Annotated in this window: 22 protein-coding genes and 2 tRNA genes; 9 read left to right on the top strand and 15 right to left on the bottom strand. The window is 72.6% G+C overall.

Annotated features, from left to right (window positions below):
* Positions 1-12: 12 nt before the first annotated feature.
* On the bottom strand, positions 13-1,383 hold the full coding sequence (locus ACFVWU_RS03835) for an FtsW/RodA/SpoVE family cell cycle protein (protein WP_387615122.1): 1,371 nt from the start codon (positions 1,381-1,383) through the stop codon (positions 13-15).
* Positions 1,384-1,691: 308 nt separating this feature from the next.
* Between ACFVWU_RS03835 and ACFVWU_RS03830 the strand changes: the two genes are divergently transcribed.
* The 3 genes from ACFVWU_RS03830 (at position 1,692) to ACFVWU_RS03820 (ending at position 4,732) form a co-directional block, all read left to right on the top strand.
* A complete protein-coding gene (locus ACFVWU_RS03830; protein ID WP_387615120.1) occupies positions 1,692-3,014 on the top strand; it encodes a VWA domain-containing protein in 1,323 nt (440 codons plus the stop codon).
* A 2-nt stretch (positions 3,015-3,016) separates the two neighbouring features.
* Positions 3,017-3,880 carry a peptidase gene (locus ACFVWU_RS03825; RefSeq protein WP_387615117.1) on the top strand — a complete coding sequence of 288 codons (864 nt, stop codon included), beginning with the start codon at positions 3,017-3,019 and terminating at the stop codon, positions 3,878-3,880.
* Between the two features lie 411 nt (positions 3,881-4,291).
* Positions 4,292-4,732 (top strand): universal stress protein, encoded by a 441-nt coding sequence (locus ACFVWU_RS03820; RefSeq protein WP_387615114.1) that lies wholly within the window; start codon positions 4,292-4,294, stop codon positions 4,730-4,732.
* 8 nt (positions 4,733-4,740) lie between these two features.
* Here the strand turns inward: ACFVWU_RS03820 and ACFVWU_RS03815 are convergent, their stop codons facing one another.
* The 10 genes from ACFVWU_RS03815 to ACFVWU_RS03770 all read right to left on the bottom strand — a co-directional run bounded on the left by ACFVWU_RS03815 (position 4,741) and on the right by ACFVWU_RS03770 (position 14,444).
* A complete protein-coding gene (locus ACFVWU_RS03815; RefSeq protein ID WP_387615111.1) occupies positions 4,741-6,360 on the bottom strand; it encodes a DUF2079 domain-containing protein in 1,620 nt (539 codons plus the stop codon).
* Between the two features lie 15 nt (positions 6,361-6,375).
* On the bottom strand, positions 6,376-7,719 hold the full coding sequence (locus tag ACFVWU_RS03810; protein WP_387615109.1) for a glycosyltransferase 87 family protein: 1,344 nt from the start codon (positions 7,717-7,719) through the stop codon (positions 6,376-6,378).
* A gap of 245 nt (positions 7,720-7,964) precedes the next feature.
* A tRNA-Ala gene (locus tag ACFVWU_RS03805) sits at positions 7,965-8,038 on the bottom strand.
* A 70-nt stretch (positions 8,039-8,108) separates the two neighbouring features.
* Entirely contained in the window at positions 8,109-9,122 is a 1,014-nt protein-coding gene (locus tag ACFVWU_RS03800) for a hypothetical protein (protein ID WP_387615106.1), read from the bottom strand.
* A gap of 150 nt (positions 9,123-9,272) precedes the next feature.
* Positions 9,273-9,881: a GNAT family N-acetyltransferase gene (locus ACFVWU_RS03795; protein ID WP_387615103.1), complete on the bottom strand. Its 609-nt coding sequence runs from the start codon at positions 9,879-9,881 to the stop codon at positions 9,273-9,275.
* Positions 9,882-9,895: 14 nt separating this feature from the next.
* Complete coding sequence (locus ACFVWU_RS03790; protein WP_387615100.1) at positions 9,896-10,414, bottom strand: molybdenum cofactor biosynthesis protein B; 519 nt, start codon at positions 10,412-10,414, stop codon at positions 9,896-9,898.
* Entirely contained in the window at positions 10,411-10,851 is a 441-nt protein-coding gene (gene moaC / locus ACFVWU_RS03785) for a cyclic pyranopterin monophosphate synthase MoaC (RefSeq protein WP_387615223.1), read from the bottom strand. Before moaC ends, ACFVWU_RS03790 begins: the two co-directional genes overlap by 4 nt.
* A gap of 348 nt (positions 10,852-11,199) precedes the next feature.
* Positions 11,200-12,537, bottom strand: coding sequence for a gephyrin-like molybdotransferase Glp (glp, locus tag ACFVWU_RS03780; RefSeq protein WP_387615097.1), 1,338 nt, complete (start codon positions 12,535-12,537; stop codon positions 11,200-11,202).
* Positions 12,538-12,563: 26 nt separating this feature from the next.
* Positions 12,564-13,484 (bottom strand): UTP--glucose-1-phosphate uridylyltransferase GalU, encoded by a 921-nt coding sequence (gene galU, locus ACFVWU_RS03775; RefSeq protein WP_387615095.1) that lies wholly within the window; start codon positions 13,482-13,484, stop codon positions 12,564-12,566.
* 51 nt (positions 13,485-13,535) lie between these two features.
* Positions 13,536-14,444, bottom strand: coding sequence for a GGDEF domain-containing protein (locus ACFVWU_RS03770; protein WP_387615093.1), 909 nt, complete (start codon positions 14,442-14,444; stop codon positions 13,536-13,538).
* A gap of 62 nt (positions 14,445-14,506) precedes the next feature.
* On the opposite strand from ACFVWU_RS03770, the gene ACFVWU_RS03765 reads away from it, so the two are divergent.
* Positions 14,507-15,082, top strand: coding sequence for a 5-formyltetrahydrofolate cyclo-ligase (locus ACFVWU_RS03765; RefSeq protein ID WP_387615091.1), 576 nt, complete (start codon positions 14,507-14,509; stop codon positions 15,080-15,082).
* Between the two features lie 78 nt (positions 15,083-15,160).
* On the opposite strand, the gene ACFVWU_RS03760 is transcribed toward ACFVWU_RS03765, so the two are convergent.
* The gene (locus tag ACFVWU_RS03760; RefSeq protein WP_387615088.1) at positions 15,161-17,881 is read right to left on the bottom strand and encodes a penicillin acylase family protein; all 2,721 of its coding nucleotides are present in this window, start codon (positions 17,879-17,881) and stop codon (positions 15,161-15,163) included.
* Positions 17,882-18,254: 373 nt separating this feature from the next.
* Here ACFVWU_RS03760 and ACFVWU_RS03755 point away from each other — a divergent pair, with 373 nt between their 5' ends.
* The 4 genes from ACFVWU_RS03755 to mscL all read left to right on the top strand — a co-directional run bounded on the left by ACFVWU_RS03755 (position 18,255) and on the right by mscL (position 22,867).
* On the top strand, positions 18,255-19,739 hold the full coding sequence (locus ACFVWU_RS03755; RefSeq protein WP_387615085.1) for a potassium/proton antiporter: 1,485 nt from the start codon (positions 18,255-18,257) through the stop codon (positions 19,737-19,739).
* A 417-nt stretch (positions 19,740-20,156) separates the two neighbouring features.
* Positions 20,157-21,416 carry an MFS transporter gene (locus tag ACFVWU_RS03750; RefSeq protein WP_387615220.1) on the top strand — a complete coding sequence of 420 codons (1,260 nt, stop codon included), beginning with the start codon at positions 20,157-20,159 and terminating at the stop codon, positions 21,414-21,416.
* 126 nt (positions 21,417-21,542) lie between these two features.
* Entirely contained in the window at positions 21,543-21,860 is a 318-nt protein-coding gene (locus ACFVWU_RS03745; RefSeq protein ID WP_387615082.1) for an FmdB family zinc ribbon protein, read from the top strand.
* A 590-nt stretch (positions 21,861-22,450) separates the two neighbouring features.
* Complete coding sequence (mscL, locus tag ACFVWU_RS03740; RefSeq protein WP_387615080.1) at positions 22,451-22,867, top strand: large conductance mechanosensitive channel protein MscL; 417 nt, start codon at positions 22,451-22,453, stop codon at positions 22,865-22,867.
* On the opposite strand, the gene ACFVWU_RS03735 is transcribed toward mscL, so the two are convergent.
* Together ACFVWU_RS03735 and ACFVWU_RS03730 are read right to left on the bottom strand one after the other, a co-directional pair.
* Positions 22,864-23,097, bottom strand: a complete 234-nt coding sequence (locus ACFVWU_RS03735; protein ID WP_387615077.1) for a hypothetical protein — start codon at positions 23,095-23,097, stop codon at positions 22,864-22,866. The two genes, mscL and ACFVWU_RS03735, sit on opposite strands and share 4 nt — an antisense overlap.
* A 172-nt stretch (positions 23,098-23,269) precedes the next feature.
* Positions 23,270-24,241, bottom strand: coding sequence for a sigma-70 family RNA polymerase sigma factor (locus ACFVWU_RS03730; RefSeq protein ID WP_387615075.1), 972 nt, complete (start codon positions 24,239-24,241; stop codon positions 23,270-23,272).
* 436 nt (positions 24,242-24,677) lie between these two features.
* Between ACFVWU_RS03730 and ACFVWU_RS03725 the strand changes: the two genes are divergently transcribed.
* A complete protein-coding gene (locus tag ACFVWU_RS03725) occupies positions 24,678-25,490 on the top strand; it encodes a phosphatase PAP2 family protein (RefSeq protein WP_387615072.1) in 813 nt (270 codons plus the stop codon).
* Positions 25,491-25,558: 68 nt separating this feature from the next.
* Here the strand turns inward: ACFVWU_RS03725 and ACFVWU_RS03720 are convergent.
* Positions 25,559-25,631: transfer RNA gene (locus tag ACFVWU_RS03720), tRNA-Arg, on the bottom strand.
* Positions 25,632-25,800 lie beyond the last annotated feature (169 nt).

Raw genomic sequence — 25,800 nt, 5'->3', positions numbered from 1 at the left:
GGGCGTCGTCGCTCATGCGTCCGGCTCGCTTCGCCCGGAAGCCGCTTCGCGACCACGCCGCCCGACCTTGATCCGCTCACTGCCCTCGCTCATCCGAACGAGCAGCGCGACGATGATCCAGTTGGTCACCACCGAGGAGCCGCCCTGGGCGATGAACGGCATGGTCATCCCGGTCAGCGGGATCAGCGCCAGCACCCCGCCCGCCACCACGAACACCTGCAGCCCGACGATCGCCGCCAGCCCGATCGCCAGCAGCCGCCCGAACGGGTCGCGCAGCGCGATGCCGGTCCGGAACCCGCGCGAGATCAGCACCGCGTACAGCAGGAACACCGCGATCAGCCCGGTCAGACCGAGCTCCTCGCCGATGGTGGCGAGGATGAAGTCCGACTTGGCGGCGAAGCCGATCAGCACCGAGTGCCCTCTGCCCAGCCCGGCGCCCAGCTCGCCGCCCCAGGCGAAGGCGAACAGCGACTGGGCGATCTGGTTGGCGCCCTTGCCCGCCGCGATCGAGCCCAGCGGGTCCAGCCAGTCCGTCACCCGGCTGTGCACGTGCGGCGAGAGCCAGCCCACCGTCACCGCGCCGACCGCCGCCAGGCCCAGTCCGATCGCGATCCAGCCGGTGCGCGCGGTGGCCACGTAGAGCATCACCACGAACAGGCCGAAGAAGAGCAGCGAGGTGCCGAGGTCGGTCTCCAGCACCAGCACGCCGACGAAGGCCGCCCAGATCATCAGCACCGGCCCGAGCACCCGCCCGCGCGGCAGCTGCCAGCGCCAGACCCGGCGACCGGTGAGCGCCAGCGCGTCCCGGTGCACCGCCAGGTAGGCGGCGAAGAAGACGGCCAGCAGGATCTTGGCGAACTCCCCCGGCTGGAAGGAGAGCGGTCCGATCACGACCCAGATCCGCGAGCCGTACACCGGCGGGAAGAAGATCGGCAGCACCATCAGGACCAGCGCCACCAGCGCCCCGAGGTAGGCGTAGCGCTGCAGCCGCCGGTGGTCGCGCACCAGCAGCACCACGCCGATGAACAGCGCCACCCCCAGGCCCGACCAGAGCAGCTGGGTGGAGGCGGCGGCCCGGCCCGGGGTGACCCGGTCGAGGCGGTAGATCACCACCAGCCCGATCCCGTTGAGCAGCACGGCGATCGGCAGCAGCAGCGGGTCCGCGTACCGGGCCCGCCACCGGACGACGGCGTGCGCCGCCAGCGCCAGCACGCCCAGCGCGGCGCCGTACTGGGCCGCGTCGGCCGGCACCGTGCCGTCCAGGTTGACGCCGACCTCGATGTAGCCGAACACGGCGATCAGGACGGCGGCCAGCACCAGCACCAGCTCGGTGGTGCGCCTGGTCGGCACCGGCCGGGCGGGCCCGGCGGCGGATCTCGTCACGGCGGAGGGTGTCGCCACGGACCGTCCTGAGGGGAGGCGGGGAGTCGAAGGAGCCGACCGGGACCGGGTGCCGGTACGGCGGCACCCGTGGTCCGATTCGTCACCCTAACGATCACTATCCATATGTATTGGTAATTCATTGCGGTGTGTCCGCCATTGTCGCAGGGCCACCCGCCCCCGACGGGACCGGCGCGAGCGCAGCGCCCGGCAATCCGCTCTCCACGCGCCGGAGTTCACACCCGGATGGGGAGGTGCACCGTCCGGTCCCGTTTGGCCTTGGCGAACTGATGATCCCTAGGATCTGGCGCGTGACTACCGGACGACGACCGAAGACCAGGCTCGGCAGCCTGCTGGCCGCCCTGGCGATAACGGGCGCCTCGCTGCTCCTCGGCCTGCCCGCCCATGCCGACGAACCATCAGCCGGCGCCTCATCCGCGCCCAAGGAGAACCCCAAGGTCGACCTGATCCTGGATGTCAGCGGTTCCATGAACACCGCCGACATCCAGGGCAAGAGTCGCATCTCGGTGGCCCAGAACTCGCTCGACGAGGTGATCGACGCCCTTCCCGCGGAGGCCGAGTTCGGCATCCGCACCCTCGGTGCCACCTACCCCGGCAACGACAAGACCGCCGGCTGCCAGGACACCAAGCAGCTCTTCCCGGTCGGCAAGACCAACAAGGTCGAGGCCAAGACCGCGGTCGCCACCCTGCGCCCCACCGGCTGGACCCCGATCGGCCTGGCCCTGCGCGGCGCGGCCCAGGACCTCGGCAAGGGCGACGCCACCCGCCGGATCGTCCTGATCACCGACGGCGAGGACGACTGCGCCCCGCCGGACCCGTGCGACGTGGCCCGCGAACTCGCCGCCCAGGGCATCCACCTGGTGGTCGACACCCTCGGACTGGCGCACGACGACAAGACCCGCCAGCAGCTGCTCTGCATCGCCAACGCGACCGGCGGCACCTACACCGACGTCCGCACCCCGCAGCAGCTCACCGACAAGGTGAAGCAGCTGATCGACCGCAACGACGACACCTACACCGTCAACCCGGTCCAGACCACCGGCACCGACAAGTGCGAGAGCGCCCCGGTGCTCACTCCCGGCGTCTACAGCGACCGCGAGAAGTTCTCCGAGCACCGCGTCTACAAGGTCCCGGTCAAGGCCGGCCAGGAGCTGCGCGCCTCGGTCAGCGTGGGGCTCGACCGCGCGGTGAACCGCGACTACGGCGTCCTGCTCCAGGCCACCAGCGCCACCGGCCAGGAACTCGTCCGCGGCACCGACGCCGGCAGCACCCGCACCGACGTGGTCTCCACCGGTCTGCGCTGGTCCACCAACGACTCCAAGGGCTACGTCACGACGAGCCCGACCTCCTCGGCCAAGGACAAGCCGGACACCACCGTCTGCCTGGTCGTCAGCAACTCGCTGGCCCCGCAGGCCGGCGTGCACACCGACCCCGGCATGCCGCTGGAGCTGACCGTCGACCTGGCCTCCGCCTCGCCCGCCCCCGAGGGCGCCGCGATGGGCCTCGGCCGCGGCTGGATCCTGCTGCTCACCCTCACCCTGTCCGGCCTGGTCTTCGGCCTGGTCTCCGGCTGGATCGCACGCTGGCGCATCGCCGTCTGGCGGGAGAACTGACCATGCGTACGACGATCCGCGGCGCCCTCGCCGCCCTCGCCCTGCTGCCCGCCCTCGCGCTGGGCGCCCCGGCCGCCTCCGCCGCGCCCTCGCCCACGGCGAGCGCCAGCGGCACCCCGGCCCCGGCCACCAAGGCCGGCACCTCGTTCCTGACCGCCGTCAACCTCTCCCCCGGCCAGGACGCCAACGTCGCCGCCTCCACCGGCGACTACCTGTACTGGGCGTTCGGCGCCTCCGAGGGCCAGACCCCGGCGGTCAGCCTGACCGTCAACCTGGCCCCCTCGGCCGACCGGCACGGCCCGCAGACCTGGACCGTCGAGGTCTTCGACGGGCTGCGCCGCCGCCAGGCCTGCACCGCCGGCACCCAGAACGCCACCGGCGACCAGAGCGCCACCTCCCTGACGCTCAACTGCACCCTGCGCGAGGTCCGCACCTGGGCCGAGCCGTGGTCCGGCGACCCGCTGCCCGGCACCTACTACGTCCGGCTCTCGGTCACCGACGCCCCCCAGCCCGACCTCGGCCTGCCCGCCGGCGCCCAGCTGCACGTCAGCGCCAAGGGCAACGCCGACAACGCCCAGCCGGAGGGCGGCGAACTCAAGGCCCCGCTCGTCCCGCCGGTCGGCGGCGGCGCGAGCACGGCCAAGGCGGCGGCCCCGGTGGCCCAGAAGGAGCACTGGTACACCGGCTGGTTCTCCGGCTGGAACAGCCGCTGGTACTGGACCATCGGCGGCGGCTTCCTGGCCGCCCTCGCCGGTGTCCTCGGCTACAAGCTGACCCGGCACCCGCGCGGCCGGCGCCCCGGCCACTACGGCGCCGTCCCGCCCCAGGGCTCGCACCAGCACGGCTCCTACGCCGACCGCCCGTAGCCCCGTAGCCCCGCGCACGAGAGGGCCGGCCGGACACCGTTCCGGCCGGCCCTCGGTGGCTCCCCCGCTCGTACCCCTTTTTCGGTGCTCGGCTCGCCTCCGGGCCGCTCCGACCCGGTGCCGACGGTCGGCGCTCCGGCGCTCGTGCCCCCTTTTTTGGGGCTCGGCTCGCCTCCGGGCCGCTCCGACCCGCTGCCGACGGTCGGCGCTCCGGCGCTCGTGCCCCCTTTTTTGGTGCTCGGCTCGCCTCCGAGCCGCTCTGACCCGCTGCCGACGGTCGGCGCTCCGGCGCTCGTGCCTCGCTGGTCGCTTCTCCCTTTCGGCACCGGCGCGGCCCTTCGGCTCGCTCGCAGCCTTACGGCTCGTGCGCGGCCCTTCGGCTCGGGGGGGCAGGTCTGCGACGATGAAGGCATGCAGCCCCACGGCCGGATCGTGGTCGGTGTGGACGGCTCCGCGCCCGCCCGTGCGGCCGTCCGCTGGGCGGCCCGCCTGGCCGGCCTCACCGGCGGCCCGTTGGAGGCGGTGGCCGTCTGGGACTTCCCCTGCCTCTACGGCGAGCACGGCCTCGTCCCGCCCGTCCTGGACGGCTTCGGCGCGGAGCGGCGGGCGGCCGCCGTCCTCGCCGAGACGGCCGGCCTCGCCACGGCGGCCGCCGACCTCGCCGTCCCACTGCGCCGCCACCTCAAGGCCGGGCGGCCCGGCCCCGCCCTGGTCGCCGCCGCGACCGGCGCCGACCTGCTCGTCCTCGGCAACCGCGGCCACTCCACCCCGCCGGACGCCCCGCTCGGCACCGTCGCCCAGTACTGCCTGCACCACGCGCCCTGCCCGGTGGTCATCGTCCGGGAGCCCTGAGGCGGCCGTCAGCCCTTGAACAGGTTGTGCCCCACGTCGGACGGCACCTCGTCCTGGACCGGCTTGCTGCCCGGCCCGGGCACGTGCTCGCCGGGCACCGGCTCGCTGCCCTCCCGGTGCAGCAGCACCACCCCGTCCTCGGCCCAGAGCTGTCGGTAGCCGTGTGCCAGCAGCAGCTGGATCCGGTCGGCCTGCTCCTTGTCGGTCTTGAACGGGAAGGAGCGCTTGTCGGAGCGGGTGAGCACGTACTCGCGCCCGCGCGGCGTCCCGTCCACCAGCACCACGTCCGCCCGCGCGGTCAGCCGCGGAGCGATCTGGTTGTCCGCCTCCACCGAGGCCCCCTCCGGGATCAGCGCGGCCGCCCGGACCAGCGCGGCCTCGCTCGCCTTGGGCGCCCAGGAGGACGGCACCGCCAGCTGCAGCAGCCCGATCGGTACGGCCGCCACCAGCGCCACCCCGGCCGTGCCCAGGCCCAGCAGCCGGGCCCGCCGACGGGTGGGCTCGGGCCGCTCGGCGGCACTCAGCCGGCCCAGCACCTCGATCGCGGCGGTCAGCAGGATCGGCCAGAGCATCGAGTCGTAGTGCCGGGCGATCGACCAGTGGTTGGGGTTGCTGGAGAGGATCCGCTCGGCCAGCAGCGGCAGGGCGCACAGCGCGGTGGCCGAGCGCAGCGGCAGCAGGAACATCGTGCCGAACAGCCAGAGCAGCAGCAGCGGCTTGAGTGGCTGGTCGAAGGCGGTCTGCACCAACAGGAACGGGTTGTGCAGCAGGTGCTTCACGGCGTCGCCGCCGTCGTTGCCGAGCGTCGTGTAGTTCCAGTAATAGCCCGGCTCCCCGCCCATCGCCGGGATCAGCCACTTGATCGCCACCGCCGAGGCGACCGGCCCGCCCAGCAGCAGCCCGATCCCGGTGAAGCGCCCGGCGCGGTCCCCGGTACGGCGGGTGCGCAGCAGCAGCACCAGGCCGTACGCGCCGACCATCAGGCCGAGGTCCTCCTTGGTGCAGCACAGCAGCACCCCGGCGAGCACCACCGCGGCGTACCGGCGGGCCAGGCCGCGCTCCAGCATGAGCAGGGTCAGCGGGACGGCGAACGCCACCTCGTGGAAGCCGACCCGGGCGGCGACCAGCAGCGGCCAGCCGAGCGCGTAGACCAGACCGGCCAGGTCGGCGGCCCGGCGGGCGGTGCGCGGCTCGGCGGCGGCGAAGCAGTGCGCGACGATCCGTCGGATCAGCGGCACCCCGAGCGCGAACAGCAGCGCCTGTCCGATGATCAGCGAGCGCGGGTCGTCCCAGATCCAGTACAGCGGCGCGAGCAGCGCCAGCACCGGGGAGAAGTGGTCGCCCAGCAGCGAGAACCCGGGCGGGAACTCGTGGTGGTAGCTCTTCAGCGTCGAGACCGGCAGCCCGAAGTGGGCGTAGCCGCGCACGCCCTGGTCGAAGATGCCGAGGTCGAAGCCGCCGAGCGAGACGGAGGCCCAGCCCTGCAGGCCGACGGCGCACGTCGCCGCGAAGCACAGCACGCCGAGCAGCACGGTACGGCGGGCCGGCGAGCCCAGGACGGCTGCCGCCCGGCGGGCGGCCGGTGCGGCGGCCCGGGGCGGCGACGGGGTTGCGGTCTGGGTGGTCACGTCGACTCTGATCCGTCAGGTCCGGTTGGTCAGGGCGGGGTCACGGTCGGGGTCGTGCCCAGGTTCGTGGCCGGGGTCATGGTCGAGCTTGGTGGCCAGCAGCGCCCAGGCGCCGGCCGAGGCGTCGACGGCCTGGCGCCGGGCGCGGTACAGCCGCAGGCCGACGACGGCCAGCACGGCGATGCCGAGCGGCGGGTAGATCGAGCCGGGCAGCTGCCAGTACCAGGCGACGCCGCGGCCCCAGCGGTGCGGCACCGTCCACATCACGTGGGAGAGGAACACCACCAGCGTCACGGCGAGCAGCGCCTGCCGCGCCCTGGTCCTGGCCTCCACCACCAGCAGGGCGATCAGCGGGACGCACCAGACCCAGTGGTGGGTCCAGCTGATCGGCGAGACCAGCAGCGCCGTGAAGGCGGCGCAGACGGCGCCCCAGGCGTCGGCCCGGCGCAGCACCCGGGCGGAGCGCCCGGCGAGCACTGCCACTCCGAGCCCGAGCGCGCCGACCAGCGCGGAGGCGATCAGCCCGACCAGGCCGGGGTCGTTGACGTCGAGGAGCCGGCAGACGGCCCCGCGCAGCGACTGGTTGTCCACCAGCACGGTGACGCCCACCCGGCTCGGGTCCCAGAGGTAGGTGCTCCAGAACCCGTACGAGGCGTCCGGCAGCGCGAGCCAGCCGATCAGGCCAGCACCCAGGAAGGTGGCGATCGAGACCAGGCCGGCCCGGACCCGGCCGGTCAGGAGCAGGTAGACGGCGAACAGGCCCGGGGTGATCTTGATGGCGGTGGCCAGGCCGATGCCCACGCCCTTGAACCGGCTGCGGTCCGGGCGGGTCAGGTCCCACAGCACCAGGCAGAGGATGCCGAGGTTGACCTGGCCGTACTGGAAGGTGGTGAACACCGGCTCCAGCCAGACGCCGAGGCCGGTGGCGAGGATCACGGCGGCCGGACGGGTGCGCTCGGGCCAGCCGGCCAGCCGGAGGGAGAGGTGGACGGCCCCGGCGAGCAGCGCGTAGTTGAGGAGCATCACCAGGACGCGCAGGGTGCTCACGTCGAACCAGGTGCTCGGGACGAACAGCATCGCGGCGAACGGCGGGTAGGTGGCCGGGAGGTCCCAGCCGGGCAACCGCATCGCGTAGAGGTCCTGGCCGTTCACCACGGCCTGGCCCTCGGCCCGGTAGACCAGCATGTCGACCATGGTCGCCCCGTGCAGGTGCCGCACCAGGACGAAGGCCGTCAACGACACCGCCGCCGCGCAGGCCGCCGCGATGGTCCAGGAATTCGGTCTTCCGGTTGCCGGGCCGCCTTCGGGCTCCTCCGGCTCCGCTTGTCGCGTCCACCGCTTCAGACCGAACTCGCGCACCGCGATGGCACCCCGTTGAGATAGACCAGATCGTTCCCTCGTCAGCGTCTGGGCCCACCCACCATAACCGACCCTTCTGAGACCCAAACGGCGTCAGAATCCGCCCCGCGAGAGGGTTGTGACCTCCACCACAGCGGTCGCTCCGGTCGGCCCGGGAGTCGCGACCGGAGCCGCAAAACGCGAAATCCCGCCGGGAGTTGACTCCTGGCGGGATTTGCTGGACCGACCGGAGTCGATCCGTTGGGTGGAGCTGAGGGGATTCGAACCCCTGACCCCCTCGATGCGAACGAGGTGCGCTACCGGACTGCGCCACAGCCCCAACGAGAAGAAACTCTAGCACCTTTCGGAGGGGGTCTGTGACCACCCCCCTGGTCGGGGGGTGGTCACGGTCATTCGTTGGCGGCGCGGGGGCGGGCCTCCGGTGCGGGGGCCTCGGCGTACTGGTCGAACAGCGGGGTGCTGCGGGACTCGGTCGGGCGCCCGGCGGTCCAGGTGCCGGGGGCCGACAGGTCGAGGCCGCGGGAGACCCTGGGGGCGACCGGCGCGGTGACGTAGGTCGGCAGCGGGACGGGCACCGGCTCCCAGGAGTCCGGGCCGGCCGCACCGCGCTCGCGCATGCCGTCGACCCACTCCTCATGCTCGGTCGCCTCGGCCACCGCGGAGGCGGACACCAGGACGGTGGCCTCCTCGGGGTCGGCGGCCAGCCGCAGGTGCGGACGGCGGCCGGGTCGGTGCTCGGCGGGCGCGGCCGGGGCCGACTCCTCGTCGACGGGGGCCTCGACGGGGGCCTGCTCGGCCGCCGGGGCCTCGGCCCGCTGCCGCTCGCGCCGGCGCAGCTGCTCGGCCGCCTGGGCGGCCCGGGCGCGGTCCAGCTTCACCTCGTACCGCTGGCGCTCCAGCTTGCGCAGGTGGCCGATGTAGAGGGTGAGGAGGGCCCCCGGGATCGCCGGGACCCAGAGGAAGGCCAGTCCGGCCACCGCCGCGACCACGGCGCCGAGCGCGAAGGCGAGGAAGAGGGCGGTGACCATCCGGCGCCGGCGGGCCAGCAGCCGCGCCCGCCGCTCGGCCCCGGCCGGCCCCGCGGGGGCCGGCCGTTCGGCCGGGCGCTCGACGCAGGGTTCGGCCGGGGGCTCGGGCTCCCGGCCGGCGGGGTCGTCGGAGGCGGCCTCGTCCCGTTCGGGAGGACCGTCGTTGCTGTGCTCGTCGTCACGCGGTTCGTCACCCAGGGCCCGGGCTGCCCGCCGCTCCAGTGCCGAACGCCCGGCCAGCAGGCGGATGGCGGTGCTGAAGCGTTCCGTCGGGCGCGCCTCGTTGAGTTCGTCCTGCCTGCGGAGCCACATCGGCACCAGATAGGCGGCCCAGGCCCCTACGATGACGGCGTAGATAAGGCCGCTACTGCTCACGATTCACACCGTACGGGCGCCAGGGAAGGCCTGGCAGCAATTTGGCGCGGCGTGTCGTGTGATCAAGCTGATTCTCCGACTATTTTGCCGGTATTTGTGGCGGTCCGCCGCCACGCCGATGCCATATCGATATTTCTTTCGAACATATATTCAATTACCTGCCTCATGCCCGGAACTGATCGCCCGCCACCGCTCCAGCATCCCTTCCGGGACCTCGTCGGCGGTCAGGGCGTAGACCAAGTGGTCCCGCCAGTCGCCGTCGATGTGGAGATAGCGCGGGCGGATTCCCTCCGAGCGGAAGCCGAGCTTTTCCACCACCCGTCGGCTCGGGCCGTTCTCCGGGCGGATGCAGACCTCCATCCGGTGCAGTCCGAGCGTGTGGAAGCAGTAGTTCACCGAAAGCGCCACGGCGGTCGGCATGATGCCCCGACCGGCCACCGCCTCGTCGATCCAGTACCCGACATTGGCCGAGCACATCGAGCCCCAGGTGATCCCGCCGACGGTCAACTGCCCGACCAGCTGGCCCTTGTAGAGCACCACGAAGGGCAGCATCCGGCCGGCCGAGGCCTCGTGCCGCAGGAAGCGGACCATCTGCCGGTACGTCGGGCGGGGGCCCGCCGCCCGGCCTGCCGGGCCGGGCGGCACGGTGGCCTCCCAGCGCCGTAGCCAGTCGCGGTTGCGGCGGCTCACCTCCTGCCACTCGCGCTGGTCACGCGCCCGGATCGGACGCAGCGTGACCTCCCCCTCGTGGAGCTCCACCGGCCAGCCGGCGTTCAGTGCGCTCTCCCGGAAGCCGGTGCCCCGGGCCGGGGATGATCCCCGCCGCCGAGCTGGTCGACCGCGTGGGCGAGCAGCGGCTCCAGGACGGCCAGGCCGTCCTTGACGCCGCCGGTGGAGCCCGGCAGGTTGACGATCAGGGTGCGTCCGGCGAGCCCGGCGAGACCGCGGGAGAGCGCCGCGGTCGGCACCTTGTCGCGCCCGTACGCGCGGATGGCCTCGGCGATCCCGGGGATCTGCCGGTCGATCACCCGGGCGGTCATCTCGGGGGTGAGGTCCATCGGCGAGATGCCGGTGCCGCCGGTGGTCAGTACCACGTCGTAGCCGGCGGCAACGGCCGCGCGCAGGACGGTCTCCACCGGCTCGCCGTCCGGGACGACCCGGGGGCCGTCCACGGTGAAGCCCATGGCGGTCAGGCCGGCCACCAGCAGCGGGCCGCCCTTGTCCTCGTAGACCCCGGCCGAGGCGCGGTTGGAGACGGTGACGGCCAGAGCCCTCCCGACCGACTCACTCATGCCGACACCTCCGGCGCGAACCAGTCGCCGCTCTTGCCGCCGGTCTTGCTGAGCACCCGGACGGACTCGATGCTGGCGCCCTTGTCCACGGCCTTGACCATGTCGATCACGGTCAGCGCGGCCACCGTCACCGAGGTCAGCGCCTCCATCTCGACGCCGGTGCGGTCGGCGGTCTTCACGGTGGCGGTGATCTCGACCGCGTCGTCCGCGACGGCGAGGTCGACCTTGACCCCGGAGACCGCGATCGGGTGGCAGAGCGGGATCAGGTCAGGGGTCTTCTTGGCGCCCATGATCCCGGCGATCCGGGCCACCGCGAGGGCGTCGCCCTTGGGCACGCCCTCGCCGCGCAGCAGCTCGACCACCTTCGGGGAGACCCTGACCCGCCCGGCCGCCACGGCGGTGCGCGCGGTGGTGGCCTTCTCGGAGACGTCGACCATCCGGGCCGCGCCCTGCTCGTCGACGTGGGTGAGGCGGTCGCCGGGGCTCGGTGTCGTCACGGGTCGCTCCAGGGGCGCGCAGGTCGAATACCGCGCTACCGTACCCCTCCCCCGGCCGCGGGGTGACAGCCACTCGCCCGCGCTGTGATTCGCCCGCTCGCCTCCGGGGCGCTCGGACCCGGTGCCGACGGTCGGCGGGCACTCGCCCACCCACCTCCAGAGCCCTCCGACCCGACACCAACGGTCGGCGGGCACCGCGCCACCTCCTTCGTCGGCGGCTTGGCCCTTCTCCCTTTCGACACCGGCGCGCCCCTTCGGCTCGGGGCGGGGACTCGGCTCGGGGCGGTCTCAGGAGTCCAGCAACACCACGTCGACCTCGCTGCCGGCCGGCAGTTCGGTGACGTCCTCGGGGACGGTGATCAGGCAGTTCGCCTTGGCCAGCGCGCCGACCAGGTGCGAGTCGGCGCCGCCCACCGGCTCGACGGTGCCGTCCGCCGCCGAGTGGCGGCCGCGCAGGAACTGCCGGCGGCCGGCCGGGGAGCGCAGCGCGGTCGGGCAGAGCGCGCGCACCACCGGGCGGTGGATGTCGGCGGCGCCGAGCATGGTGCGGATGACCGGGCGGACGAAGAGCTCGAAGGAGATGTAGGCGCTCACCGGGTTGCCGGGCAGAGCGAGCAGCGGCACCCGGGCAGCGCCGCCGATCCGGCCGAAGCCCTGCGGCTTGCCGGGCTGCATCCGCAGCTTGCGGAAGTCGACCCCGCCGTAGGACTCGAAGACCTCCTTGACCACGTCGTACGCGCCGACGCTGACCCCGCCGCTGGTGACGATCAGGTCGGCCCGGCCGAGCTGGTCCTCCAGGACGGAGCGCAGCCGGTCGGCGTCGTCCGGGACGGCGCCGACCCGGTAGGCGATCGCACCGGCCTCCTGGGCGGCCGCGGTGAGGGTGAAGCTGTTGGAGTCGGCGATCTGCCCGGGCCCGACCGGCTCGCCGGGCTGGACCAGCTCGCTGCCGGTGGAGAGCACCACCACCCGGGGGCGCGGGCGGACCTTCACGGTGGCCCGGCCGATCGCGGCGAGCAGGCCGAGCTGGGTGGGGCCGAGCCGGGTGCCGGCCTCCAGGACGGTGGCGCCGGCCGCGACGTCGCTGCCGCGGCGGCGGATGTGCGCGCCCTCGGCGACCGGGCGCAGCACCCGGACCTCCTCGTCGGCGACCGGCGCGGTCATCGCGGCGGCGGCGACTCCGGTGCCGGTGCCGCCGTCGGTCCACTCCACCGGGGCGACGGCCTGGGCGCCGGGCGGCACGGGGGCGCCGGTCATGATCCGGGCGGCCTGGCCGGGACCGACCTTGGGCAGTTCGCCCGTGCCGGCGGCGATGTCGCCGACCACCTGGAGCACCGACGGGTAGGTGTCGGTGGCGCCCTCGGTGTCGGCGGTGCGGACCGCGTAGCCGTCCATCGAGCTGTTGTCGAAGGGCGGCAGGTCACCGTCGGCGACCACGTCCTCGTCGAGCCGGCAGCCCTGGGCGTCGAGCAGCTGGAGCTCGATCGCGGGCAGCGGGCCGACCGCGGCGAGCACGTCGGCGAGGTGCTCGTCCACCGTCCAGAAGCGAGGAGCCGCCGGTGCCCGGTCCGCGGACCCGTCGCAGCAGGCTGCGGGGGTGGTGCTGTGCTCCGTGGACCCGGTCATCGGCGGCTCGCTCTCTGGTCGTGGCGTCAGTCCTGCATCTCGGAACCGACGAACTCCCGGAGCCAGGAGCGGAACTCCGGGCCCAGGTCCTCGCGCTCGGCGGCCAGACGGACGATAGCGCGCAGGTAGTCGGCGCGGTCGCCGGTGTCGTAGCGGCGGCCCTTGAAGAGCACGCCGTGCACCTGGCCGCCGTCCGCGGCATCGCGGGTGGTCAGCTCGCGCAGGGCGTCGGTGAGCTGGATCTCGCCGCCGCGGCCGGGCGGGGTCTCGCGCAGCACGTCGAAGACCAGCGGGTCGAGGACGTAGCGGCCGATGACGGCGTAGTTGGACGGGGCCTCACCGGGCTCGGGCTTCTCGATCAGGTCGGTCACCTGGAAGACGTCCTCGCCGAAGCCGTTGGCCTTGACGGCGGCGCAGCCGTACAGGTGGATCTGGGAGGGGTCGACCTCCATGAGGGCGACGACCGAGCCGCCGAGCTCCTGCTGGACCTCGATCATGCGGGCGAGCAGCGGGTCGCGCGGGTCGATCAGGTCGTCGCCGAGCAGGACGGCGAAGGGCTGGCCGGCGACGTGCTGCTCGGCGACCGAGACGGCGTGGCCGAGGCCCTTGGGGTCGCCCTGGCGGACGTAGTGCATGTTGGCCAGCTCGACGGACTCGCGGACCCGGCGCAGGCGGTCCTCGTCGCCCTTGCGGACGAGGAGCTCCTCCAGCTCGTAGGCACGGTCGAAGTGGTCCTCCAGCGCGCGCTTGTTGCGGCCGGTGACCATCAGTATGTCGGACAGGCCGGCCGCGGAGGCCTCTTCCACGACGTACTGGATCGCCGGCTTGTCGACGACGGGCAGCATCTCCTTCGGGGTGGCCTTGGTCGCCGGGAGGAAGCGGGTGCCCAGTCCGGCTGCGGGTACCACGGCCTTGGTTACCGGAATACGGGAGGTGGTCGTCGTCATGCGTTTACCTTACTCAGGCACGTTTTCGCCCGGCCGAGCGCCGTCGGACGGCTAGGACAGCGCGTCGCGGGGCACGGCCACGGTGGCAGGCGTATGGGAAGCGACCGGCTGGGAGAGGGGGTCCCCTCCGGTACAGGCGGACAGACTACCCGCCTTTCCCGAACGGTCACCCTCGGCAGTCGCTGCCCCTTCCGTAGCGGAAGCGGCCTGTTCACGGCGCCCGGTGGGACGCTGCCCGGGCCTCGGGACGACCCGCCAGCAGTCGCCTCCGGCCGCCCGGGCCTCGGCCAGCGCCGCGTCGGCGGCCCGCAGCAGGACGGCTGCGTGGGTGCCGTCCTCGGGCAGCACGGCGACGCCGGCGGCGGCGGTGAGGCCGTTGCCCTGGGCCGGCCGGGGCGCGCGGGTGCCGGAGGACCAGTCGAGCAGCAGGTGGCGGCGGACCGACCAGACCAGGCGCTCGGCGACCTGTGCGGCGCCCTCGGCGCCGGTGTCCGGCAGCACCACCAGGAACTCCTGGCCGCTGTAGCGGCCGAGGGTGTCGGCGCGGCGGATCTCCATCGCGAGCCGCTGGGCGAGGTCACGCAGTATCGCGTTGCCGCGGGCGCGGCCGTGCTCGGCGATGACCGCGTCGAAACCGGTGATCTCCAGCAGCAGCACCGCCAGCGGGCGCGGGCCGTCGGCCTGGTCGGTGTGCTCGGCGCGGCGGGCCCGTTCGATCTCCCGGTCCAGGGTGAGCTGCAGGTGGCGGTAGTTCCACACGCCGGTGAGCGGGTCGCAGGAGGCGGTGCGCTCCAGCTCGGCGCAGCGCTTCTCCAGTTCGGCGACCCGCGCCCGGAGCCGTTCCCGCTCCCCGGCGGCCCCGGCCCGCTCCCGGCGCGCGCGCAGCCCGAGCACGGTGGCGCCGGCCAGCGCGGGGGCGCTCAGCGCGGCCAGGGCCTGGACCAGCAGCGGGGTGGACAATCGGGGCGCCCTTTCGCGTGGCAGGCTCTGCGCGTCGATGGTCTGGAGACGCGGAGGATCCGGTGCACAACGAGAAGAGCGACCTGAGGACACGGCTGTTGACGCGGCGCCGCGCGCTTTCGGCCGAGGGCCGCGCGGAGGCCGCCCGTGCGCTGGCCGGGCACGCCTGGGAGCTGGCCGCGGCGGGCGCCACGGTGGCCGCGTACGTCTCGGTGGGCCCGGAGCCCGGGACCAGGCCGCTGCTGGACGCGCTGCGCGAGGACGGAGTGCGGGTCCTGCTGCCGGTGCTGCTCGCCGACAACGACCTGGACTGGGCCGAGTACGCCGGGCCCGAGACACTCGCCCCGGCCGGGCGCGGGCTGCTGGAGCCGGTCGGACCGCGGCTGGGGCCGGAGGCCGTCACGGGAGCCTCGCTGGTGCTGCTGCCGGGCCTGGCGGTGGACCGCGACGGGCTGCGGCTGGGCCGGGGCGGCGGCAGCTACGACCGGGTGCTGTCCCGGCTGGAGCGGGCCGGGGCGCGGCCGGTGCTGGCGGTGCTGCTGTACGAGCACGAGCTGCTGGAGCGGGTGCCGGCCGAGCCGCACGACCGGCCGGTGGACCTGGCGGTCACGCCGTCGGGGGTGCGGACCTTCGGGTGAGCCGTCGTCGGCCCCCGGAACGCGGGCGGCCCCGCTCCCTCCGGAAGGGAACGGGGCCGCCCGCGCGTCGTACCGGCGTCAGCCGGTGGTGAGCACCAGCTTGTGCTTGGTCGCCTTCTCCACCGCGTCGGGGGTGAAGGCCCAGGTCAGCAGCTTGCCCTTGAGCCAGAGGTCGGTCTGGTCGTTGTAGTTCGCGTGGAAGGCGTGGCCGGATTCGCCGCCGACGTTGATCCAGCGCGAGGAGTCCAGGTCGTTCAGGTCGACCACCATGCGCATCGACGGGATCCAGTCCACCTGGTAGCCGGCCGCCGCGTTCCAGCCCGCCGCGTCGACCGCCGCCGAGCCGCCGGAGAGGCGGTAGGGGCCGCGGTTGAGCAGCTTGTGGACGACGCCGGACGCGATCGAGGAGTTGTCGGTGCCCATGGTCTGCTCGCGCAGCTCCAGCTTGTGCAGGCGGCCCCAGCTCCAGGTGGAGATGTCCTTGCCGAGCAGCGAGGTCAGGTCCTGCCGGGCGTTCTTCATCGCCTCCTTGAGCAGGTTGTCCAGGCCCTTCTGCTCCTTGTGCTGGGAGTCGATGTACGTCCACCACGAGCTGTCGGGCTTGTCCAGCTGGGTGCGGACCACCTCGGTCCAGCGGTCGCCGCCGTCCGGCTGGGCCTTGCCCGGGTCGCGGGTGCCGCACTGGGTGACGATCTTGCTGGAGCTGTCCGGCTTGGTCGGGTCGTCCTGCTGGCGCACCAGCAGGCAGTTGTCCTTGGCCCGGATGTCGGCCGGGAACTTCTGGCCGAAGGCGAGGCTGAGCAGGTTGCGCCAGACGCCGTTGTAGTAGGCGGCGGCGGCCGAGTCGGCGTCCTGGTGGAAGTTCCAGTCCTTCAGCAGGTCCTGGGCCTCGCGCACGTACGGGTCGTCGATCTGCTGCTTGAGCAGCAGCGGGACCAGCGTCTTGGCCATGATGCTGGTGTTGTCCAGCTGCAGGTTCTGCATGTCGTCCGGCGAGATCTTGCCGTTGTTCTTGAGCAGGCCCTCGATCTGGTCGGTGATCTCCTTGGCCCGGGTGCCGTACTCCCAGTCCTTGGTCAGGTTGTACTTGTAGCTCTGGTCCACCACGGCCTGGTTGGCGGTGACGATGTAGCCCACGGACGGGTTGAAGCTGTACGGCAGGGCGGTGAAGGGGACCGGGTCCGGCTTCCACTGGTAGGAGGAGTCCCAGCCGGGGGCCGGCATGGAGCCGTCGCCCTTGCCGCGGACCGGGATGACGCCCGGGGCCTGGTAGCCGATGTTCTTGGCGTCGGCGTAGATCAGGTTCTGCGCGGGGACGGCGAAGTCCTTGGCGGCGTTGCGGAAGTCGTCCCAGTTCTTCGCCTTGTCCAGCTCGAAGACGGCGTCCATGGTCTTGCCGGGGCTGAGCGCCGTCCACTGCAGGGCGACGCCGTAGCCGCCGGTGCCGCGGTCGGGGGCGGAGGTGCCGTTGGGGGCGTACTTGCCGACGTTCTGCTGCTCGGTGCTCTGGTCGGAGATGAGCGGGGCGCCGGTCTGGGTGGTGCGGACGGTGATGGTGCGGTCCTCGCCGCCGGCGACCTTGATGGTCTCCTTGCGGAGGTCGAACTTCACGTCCTTGCCGTCCACCTGGTAGGTGTCCGGGCCGGTCACCTTCTCCAGGTACAGGTCGGTGACGTCGGCGCCGAGGTTGGTGAAGCCCCAGGCGACGTCCTTGTTGTGGCCGATCACCACGCCGGGCATGCCGGCGAAGGTGAAGCCGGAGACGTCGAACTGGCAGGCCGGCGAGGCCGTCCGGCAGTGCAGGCCCATCTGGTACCAGACCGAGGGCAGGCCGGGGCCGAGGTGCGGGTCGTTGGCCAGCAGCGGCTTGCCGGTGGTGGTGTGCGAACCGGCGACCACCCAGGAGTTGGAACCGATGCCCTGGCCGGGGCGGCCGAGCAGCTGCGGCATCGCGTCGATCCGGTCGGTGAGGCCCTGCATCAGCGCCTTGGTGGTGACCGCGCCCTGGGCGGTGGCGGAGCCGGGGGCCGCGCCGGACGGCGTGGAGCCGTCGGCCGGGCGGTAGGTGTCGCCGGCCACGGTGCCGGTCTTCACGATGGTGCCGTTGCGGGAGTACGGGTAGTCCGGGTACAGCTCGGCGATCTTGTCCGGACCGAAGTCCTGGGCCAGCAGCGAGCGGTCGATCTCCTCCTGGAGGTTCCCGGAGAGGTTCCAGGCCATCGCCTTGAGCCAGGCCACCGAGTCGACCGGGGTCCACTGCTCGGGCTTGTAGCCGCTGTTGACGGCGCCGAGCAGGGTGTACTCCAGCGAGGCCTTCTCGCCGCCGGGGTGCTCGGCCAGCCAGGCGTTCACGCCGTCCGCGTAGGCCTGCAGGTACTTCTTGGTCTCGGGCGACAGCTTGGTGTCGAACTCCTTCTGCGCCACCTGCCGCCAGCCCATGGTGCGGATGAAGGTGTCGGTGTCGACCTGGCTGTCGCCGAACATCTCGGACAGCCGACCGGCCGTGATGTGGCGGCGGACGTCCATCTCCCAGAAGCGGTCCTGCGCCTGGACGTAGCCCTGGGCGCGGAACAGGTCCTCGGGGGTGTCCGCGTACAGCTGCGGGATGCCGTTGGCGTCGCGCTTGACGTCGACCGGCGCGCTCAGGCCCGCCACCTTGACGCTGCCGTCCACCTCCGGGAAGGACGCGCGGACCGCGGCGACCCCGCGGTAGCCGCCGTAGCCGACGCCGGCCACCAGCAGCACGACCAGCACGATCACGATCAGACGGGCGCGCCGGAACTTCTTCGAGCGGGGCATCTGGGTCCTTGCGGTCCTGACTTCGGGGCGGGCGGGCGTGTCCAGGGCCTGGGGCCGTGACAGGGCACCACATTAGGCCGAGTTCGCGGACGGGCGTGCACGGGGGACGCTCCGGGCGGGATCTCGGGAGGTCAGGGAGCGACCCGGAACGGGCCGGTGGGCGGCGACGGAGGCAGCCAAACTAAAGATATGGCAAAATGTTAGACTGAGTAACGATCCGCAAGAGGAGCATTGACGCTTTCTTAACGGGTCTCCGCGAGCGCCCCCACGGCGCCCGCGCATGCTCGGAGCCACCCAGCGGTTCCGACCCTCCCAGCACGACCCAGCACCACCTGACACCCCGCCCGCCCATGCCTGCCCGAGGTGCCACTGCGTGAACGTCGCCCACCTGAACCAGCTCCTGCTCGAAGCCTCCGTGATCCTCCTGTTCGCGGTGGTCGCCGTGCGGTTCTCGACCCGATCAGGACTGCCCAGCCTGCTGATCTACCTCGGGATCGGCGTCGCCCTGGGCCAGAACGGAATCGGCGTCACCTTCAACAACGCCGAGCTGACCCAGGTGCTCGGCTACGCGGCGCTCGTGGTGATCCTGGCCGAGGGCGGCCTCAAGACCAGCTGGCGCGAGGTCAGACCGGCGATGCCTGCGGCCACCGTGCTGGCCACGGTCGGCGTCGCGATCAGCGTCTTCGTCACCGCGGCCGGCGCGCACTGGCTGGTGGGCCTGGACTGGCGGACCTCGCTGCTGCTCGGCGCGATCGTCTCCTCCACCGACGCCGCCGCCGTCTTCTCGGTGCTGCGGATGGTCCCGCTGCCGCACCGGCTCACCGGCCTGCTGGAGGCCGAGTCCGGCTTCAACGACGCGCCCGTGGTCATCCTGGTCGTCGCCTTCGCCTCCGCCGGCGAGCTGGACTCCTGGTACGTCCTGCTCGGCACGATCATCGCCGAGCTGGCGATCGGCGCGGCGGTCGGTCTGGCCGTCGGCAAGCTGGGCGCGTACGCGGTCAAGCACGTCGCGCTGCCCTCCTCGGGCCTGTACCCGATCGCCGTGGTGGCGCTGACCGTGCTCGCCTACGCCGGCGGTGCGCTGCTGCACGGCTCCGGCTTCCTCGCCGTCTACATCAGCGCGGTGATCCTCGGGAACTCCAAGCTGCCGCACGGACCGGCCGTGCGCGGCTTCGCCGACGGGCTGGCGTGGATCGGGCAGATCGGCATGTTCGTGCTGCTCGGACTGCTCGCCGCGCCCGAGAGCATGGGCAACGCGGTGGTGCCGGCGCTGGTGATCGGCGGGGTGCTGGTCTTCCTGGCCCGGCCGCTGTCGGTGGTGCTCACGATGACCCCGTTCAAGGTGCCCGGCCGCGAGCAGGCGCTGCTGAGCTGGGCCGGACTGCGCGGGGCGGTGCCCATCGTGCTGGCCACCATCCCGGTGGTCTCCGGCGCGCACGAGGCCGGGGACGTGTTCAACATCGTCTTCATCCTGGTCGTCGTCTTCACCCTGCTCCAGGGTCCGACGCTGCCCTGGATGGCCAAGCGGCTGCGGATCGGCGAGGGCGCGATGGGCCAGGACCTCGACATCGAGTCCGCTCCGCTGGAGAAGCTGCACGGACACCTGCTGTCGATCACGCTCTCGCCGACCTCGCGGATGTCCGGCGTGGAGATCGGCGAGCTGCGGCTGCCCAAGGGGGCGGCGGTCACCCTGGTCGTGCGCGAGGGCAGCTCCTTCGTGCCGGACAAGGCGACGGTGCTGCGCGGCGGGGACGAACTGCTGGTGGTCACCACGGACGAGGTCAGCGAGGCCGCGGAGCGGCGGCTGCGGGCCGTGGACAAGGGCGGCAAGCTGGCGGACTGGCTGAACGGGCGCTGAGGGCCGGGGCCGCTGCGGCCCGGGTGATCCGGGTGGCTTGGGCGGTCTGGGTGATCCGGGTGGCCTGGCGGAATCTACGCGCGTAACTGTATGCTGGTTCGACTACGCCGTATAACTACCGTTAGACCACCCCCAGCATCTGCCTGACGCAGAGTTGGCGCGACCGCTCGGCGGCCGCGGTTAGGCCCCGGCCCACCAGGCCCGGCCGACCCGGTATCTACCCCGGTCGACGCGCGAGAGGACGACTCTCGGCGCCGTCGGGGCCACCCCATGCCCTGCCGCGCTACCAGGCAGCAGGAAGGACCGACCGTGACGGCCCGCCGAACGGTCGACATCGCCGCGGAGACCACCGCGGACACCACCGCGCACCCCGCCGACCCCACCGCCGCGGCGCCCGCCAAGGTCGGGTACGGCGCACTGCTGCGCACGCCCGGCGCGTGGACGTTCCTGGTCCCCGCGCTCATCGCGCGACTGCCCTACGCGATGCTCAGCATGGGCATCCTGCTGCTCGTCGAGGACACCTACGGCTCGTACGGCACCGCCGGCACCGTCACGGCGATCGCCGCCGTCGCCCAGGCCCTGATCGGCCCGCAGACCGGGCGGCTCGCCGACCGGTACGGCCAGGCCGCCGTCCTCGTCCCGACCGTCGTGGTGCACGCGGCCTCGGTCGCCCTGCTGATCGCCCTCGCGCTCGGCCACGCGCCCGCCTGGAGCCTGTTCCTGGCCGCCGTGCCGGCCGGCGCGAGCGTTCCGCAGATCGGCGCGATGGTCCGGGCCCGCTGGGTGGCCACGATCGGCGCCGACGGCGCCTCCGCCTCCTCCGCGGCCAAGGTGAGCACCGCGTTCGCCTTCGAGTCCGTGACGGACGAGTTCACCTTCGTGGTCGGTCCGATCCTGGCCGCCAAGATCGCCACCTCGGTCAGCCCGGCCACCGCCCTGATCACCGAGGCCGCGCTGACCTTCGTCGGCGGCCTGGTCTTCGCCGCCCAGCGCCGCACCGCCCCGGCCCGGATCGCGCCGCAGCCCGGCGCGCGGCGCGCCTCCGCGCTGGCCTCGCCCGGCGTCCGACTGCTGGCCGGCGTGATCCTCGGGGTGGGGGCCGTGTTCGGCGGCATGCAGGTCTCGGTGAACGCCTTCGCCGACTCGGTCGGCCAGCACGGTGCCGCCGGCACGGTGTACGGGATCTTCGCCGGTGGCTCGATGGTGGCGGGCGTGCTCTACGGCGTCATCGCCTGGCGCCGGGCCGTCCAGCACCGGATGATCATCAGCTACGCACTGCTGGTGGTGGGCTGCTCGACGCTGTGGGCGATGCCCAACCTGGTCACGCTCTCGATCGCCGGGCTGGTCTGCGGCCTGGCCATCGCGCCGACCCTGATCAGCGGCTACACCCTGGTCGAGACCCTGGTCGAGGACGGGGCCAAGACCGAGGCGTTCACCTGGCTGACCGGCGCCATCGGCCTGGGCCTGGCGGTCGGCTCGATGGTCGCCGGGCGACTGATCGACAGCCACGGGCCGTCCACCGGGTTCCTGGTGCCGCTGGCCGGTACCGGGCTGGGGCTGATCGCGCTGGTGTCGCTGCGGCACCTGCTGGTCGCGCCGGGCGGGGCGGGCCGCGTGGTGGCGGGATCCGCCGAGCGCGGCGGTGCGGCGCAGCTGGTCGGTGCGGTCAAGGGCTGACCGGGCGGTCGGACGCGGCCCGGGGTCGGCTCATCTCACACCGGATTCGCTGGACTGATCCAACGGAATACCGCATCATTGACCATCGTTAGCACTCATCAGGCGAGAGTGCCAGGAGGAAGACAAGTGCCCACGTACCAGTACCAGTGCACCGAGTGCGGCAACGGCCTGGAGGCGGTGCAGAAGTTCACCGACGAGGCGCTGACCACGTGCCCCGACTGCCAGGGACGGCTCCGCAAGGTCTTCTCGGCCGTGGGCGTCGTGTTCAAGGGCTCGGGCTTCTACCGGACCGACAGCCGCTCGTCCTCCAGCAGCTCGGTGGGCGCCGGTTCGTCCTCCGGCTCCTCGACGTCGTCGTCCTCGACGTCCTCGGCGGGTTCGAGCTCGTCGTCCTCGTCCAGCTCGACCAGCTCGACCAGCAGCCCGGCTCCGGCCGCGAGCTGACCCCGGCGCTCGGCGCCGGATCGGCGTCCGGCGACTGCTCGGAAGCTTCGAGAAAGGCCCGTCGGCCCCGCTTCACGCGGGGCGGCGGGCCTTTCCGCTTGCCCTGTTCGCCGTCCGGCGCGGGCTTTCGTCAGCTTGCGGAGGTCGATCTCACCCGCGCGAGTGTACGAAGTTATCCACAGGGGCGGGTTGTCCACAGGCTGAGGGACAAGGCTTTCCGGTAGCGCCCGGGGCGCGCATCGTGTGGGTCACCGGAGACCGACCGATCGAGCCCGGAGGTCATGTCGATGACGACCATGAGCCTGTCCGTCCCACTGCCCGCGCCCACCGTGCCACCCCGGCGGGAGGTGCCGAGTTTCCCCCCGATCCGGCGCGGCTGCGGCGGGTGGCACCGCTGGCGCCGGGCCGTCCGGCGGCGGGCCGGGGTGCCCGCGCTCGTGCTCCTGGCGGTGGCGGCGGCGCTGGCGCTCGGGCCCGCGCGGGCCGGGCTGCCGCCGCCCTCAGGGGGCGCCGTGAGCCGTACGGGTTGTCAATCCGGGCCGGCGGGGGATCACCCGTAACCCCGGAACGACTTCGTCGTTCGAGGCGGCATGAAAGGCTTCAAGGAATTCCTGCTGCGTGGAAATGTCGTCGAACTCGCCGTCGCCGTGGTCATCGGCGCGGCTTTCACCAACATCGTCAACGCCTTCGTCAAGGGCGTGATCAATCCGATCGTCGGTGTGTTCGGGACGAAGGACCTGGGATCCTACAGTTCCTGCCTCAAGGGCCCCTGCGAGGTGAGCGCCACCGGTGAGGTCACGTCCGGAATCCTCATCCTGTGGGGGTCGGTGCTCAGCGCCGCCCTGCAGTTCCTGATCACTGCGGTCGTCGTCTACTTCGTCCTGATCGTGCCGATGAACAGGATGGCGGCCAGGCGCAAGTCCGCCGTCGAGGCGGCGGCGGAGGCCGAGGCCAAGGAGGTCCAACTGCTGACCGAGATCCGCGACGCGCTGGTCGCGGCGCGCTAGTCCCCGTGGTGCGGCGGACGCTGGCTCAGGTACCAGTCCAGCCCCCGCCCACCGCTCTCCCCCGTCCCGGGGCGCTCGCCCCAGCCGGCGTCGGTGTCGTCCCGGGACTGCTGGTCCAACGGGTCCCGGAAGACCAGCCGGGCCTTGGCCGCGGCCGTCCGCCGGGTCGCCGGCTGCTCGTCCCGCTCCTGCCGGACCTGTTCCTGCTCGCCCTGTTCCTGCTCGCTCACTCTGTCCACTCCCCTGATCACCCGGGCCGTCCTGTCCCTCCAGCCTAAGAGCCCGGTGGCACGCCGCGGGCCCTGGTGCGGAGCGCTCCGCACCAGGGCCCGGGAGGCAGACGGGCTCGGCTGCTCCCGGCCGAGACGGGCTCGGCCGTGGGCTCGTTCGTCAGGCGGCTCCTCAGGCGGCCTCGAAGCCCGCGTGGTCGGCGATCTTCTTCAGCTCGGCGAGCGCGTGCTTCTCGATCTGGCGGATCCGCTCGCGGGTGAGGCCGTGCTGCTTGCCCACCTCGGTCAGGGTGCGCTCGCGGCCGTCCTCCATGCCGTAGCGGGAGCGGATGATCGAGGCCGTGCGGTCGTCCAGCCGCCCGATCAGACCGTCCAGCTCCTCGCGGCGGAGCATGACCATCACGGCGTCCTCGGGGGACGTCGCCCCGGTGTCCTCGACCAGGTCACCGAACTGGGTCTCGCCCTCGTCGTCGACCGACATGTTGAGGCTGACCGGGTCGCGCGCCCAGTCCAGCACGTCCTTGATCCGGGCCTCGGTGGTGTCCAGCTCGGCCGCGATCTCGGCCGGCTCGGGCTCGCGGCCCAGCTCCTTCGACTTCTCGCGCTGCACGCGCCGGATCCGGCCGAGCTCCTCGACCAGGTGCACGGGCAGCCGGATGGTGCGGGACTGGTCGGCGATGGAGCGGGTGATCGCCTGCCGGATCCACCAGGTGGCATAGGTGGAGAACTTGAAACCCTTGGCGTAGTCGAACTTCTCGACGGCGCGCACCAGGCCTGCGTTGCCCTCCTGGATGAGGTCCAGCAGGGGGAGGCCGCTGCGCGGGTAGCGGCGGGCGACCGCGACCACCAGGCGGAGGTTGGAGCGGATGAACACGTCCTTGGCGCGCTCCGCGTCCTCGGCTATCGCCTCCAGCTCCTCGTGCGTGACGCCGTCCGGAAGTCCGTCCTCGTCCAGCAGGTGCTGGGCGTACACGCCGGCCTCGATCCGCAGCGAGAGCTCGACCTCCTCGGCGGCATCGAGCAGGGGCGTCCTGGCGATCTCGTCGAGGTACATGCCGACCAGGTCGCGGTCGGCCTCAAGGTTGGTCGGGCGGGCCGCGCGACTCCGGTCGGCCCTGTCGCGAACGACGGCACGGGTGGCCATGCTTGCTCCCTTTGACTGGTGTTGCCGAGGTCTGCCTGCCTGCCCGTGAGGGCAAGAAGTGCGGGCCCCTACGGGCCTCACACGTAACGATCCAACGAACAGAATCCGGACAACATTCCCAAGTCACTCAGATTCTTCCTCGCGATGCAGTATCCTGCCGGTTTTCATCCCGGTTCTGGACGCTCGGTGACCGGCCGAGCACCCAATGCGCCCGCATGCGATCGCTTCGCGCGATCGACCGGGACACCTCTTCACCGGCCCTCCATGCAACCGCCATCCACCCGTTGAACCGGCGAACGGCCGTGTGCGTTCCCACGAGCCCCCCGACTTCCACCCGCGCTCACGCCCCGGCGCACGCAGGTCCTCCTCACAAAAGATGCCAAATCGCTATCGGTCCAGCTCCCGATCGGCACAGCACGCTGGGAAGGTGTCAGGCATGCACCTGACCAACAGCTCGACCTCCGTCACCGTGCGTCATCGCGGCCTCCTTCGGGACACCACGGTCGCGCTGGGTTGCGCCGCGCTGTTCGGCCTCCTGTCGGCGCTGGTAACGGGCCACTGGCACCCTCTGCGCGAGTTCGACCAGCACTGGATCAGCGAACTCCACATCTACGCACGGGAACACCGGATCTGGACCGCCGCCGTACAGACCCTCTCCGACATCGGCGGCCCCGTCACGATGCGTGCACTTCTCGGCGTCGCGGCCGTCTGGCTCCTGTTGATCGGCGCCCGGGTGCTGGCCGGCTGGGTGGCCGCCCAGGCCCTGGCCGGTTGGGGCGCCCAATGGGCGCTGAAGCTGGCCGTCGATCGCCAGCGCCCCGTCTTCAACGACCCGGTCTCGCACGCCGGCGGCCCGGCCTTCCCCTCCGGGCACGCGATGGCCTCGGCGATCACCTGCGCCGTCCTGGTCGGCCTGGTCTGGTACCGGGTCCACCGCCGCGGCCGGATCGCCGCCTGCGCGGTGGCCGCCGGGACGGTGCTCGTCATCGGCTGGACCCGGGTCGCCCTCGGGGTGCACTGGCCCAGCGACGTACTGGCGGGCTGGCTGGCGGCCGGCGTCGTACTGGGCCTCGTGACCGCCGCGATCGAGCTCTGGCGCCCGGGCGCGCTGGCCCGGGACGTACGACGGGTCAACTGGCGTACCCGGCCCCGGGTTCAGCGGGTCATCGTGCCCTACGTCCGAGCGCCGCACGCCGAGGACGCGGAGCGGGACGACCCCGTCGACCGCCCGGACGAGCCCGTCCGCTGACGCCTCCGGGAACAACGCCGCAGGCCCCCGTCCGAGGTCGGACGGGGGGCCTGCGGGCTGTGCTGGTGTGCCCCAGACAGGAATCGAACCTGCGACACCGGCTTTAGGAGAGCCGTGCTCTATCCCCTGAGCTACTGAGGCGGGGCCGGTCTGTGACCAGGCCGTTCACAGCGTACCGGATCGGGGGTCGGCTGGGGGGTGGTGGCCGGGGATGGTGGCCGGGGGGCGGGTGCCGACGGGGCGTCAGAGCAGGTCAAGTAGCCTGCCGAGAAGTGTTCGAATCGCCCCGGCGTGCCGCCCCAAGGAGACG

It is taken from the genome of Kitasatospora sp. NPDC058190 (assembly GCF_042883685.1).
GTDB lineage: Bacteria > Actinomycetota > Actinomycetes > Streptomycetales > Streptomycetaceae > Kitasatospora.
This window is presented reverse-complemented; position numbering and strand designations above follow the sequence as displayed.

Excerpts from the sequence above, each read along its gene's own strand:
- ACFVWU_RS03825 (WP_387615117.1), top strand. The coding sequence starts at position 3,017 with ATGCGTACGACGATCCGCGGCGCCCTCGCCGCCCTCGCCCTGCTGCCC.
- ACFVWU_RS03820 (WP_387615114.1), top strand. The coding sequence starts at position 4,292 with ATGCAGCCCCACGGCCGGATCGTGGTCGGTGTGGACGGCTCCGCGCCC.
- ACFVWU_RS03790 (WP_387615100.1), bottom strand. The coding sequence starts at position 10,414 with ATGAGTGAGTCGGTCGGGAGGGCTCTGGCCGTCACCGTCTCCAACCGC.
- moaC (WP_387615223.1), bottom strand. The coding sequence starts at position 10,851 with ATGGTCGACGTCTCCGAGAAGGCCACCACCGCGCGCACCGCCGTGGCG.
- glp (WP_387615097.1), bottom strand. The coding sequence starts at position 12,537 with ATGACCGGGTCCACGGAGCACAGCACCACCCCCGCAGCCTGCTGCGAC.
- galU (WP_387615095.1), bottom strand. The coding sequence starts at position 13,484 with ATGACGACGACCACCTCCCGTATTCCGGTAACCAAGGCCGTGGTACCC.
- ACFVWU_RS03760 (WP_387615088.1), bottom strand. The coding sequence starts at position 17,881 with ATGCCCCGCTCGAAGAAGTTCCGGCGCGCCCGTCTGATCGTGATCGTG.
- mscL (WP_387615080.1), top strand. The coding sequence starts at position 22,451 with ATGAAAGGCTTCAAGGAATTCCTGCTGCGTGGAAATGTCGTCGAACTC.
- ACFVWU_RS03730 (WP_387615075.1), bottom strand. The coding sequence starts at position 24,241 with ATGGCCACCCGTGCCGTCGTTCGCGACAGGGCCGACCGGAGTCGCGCG.
- ACFVWU_RS03725 (WP_387615072.1), top strand. The coding sequence starts at position 24,678 with ATGCACCTGACCAACAGCTCGACCTCCGTCACCGTGCGTCATCGCGGC.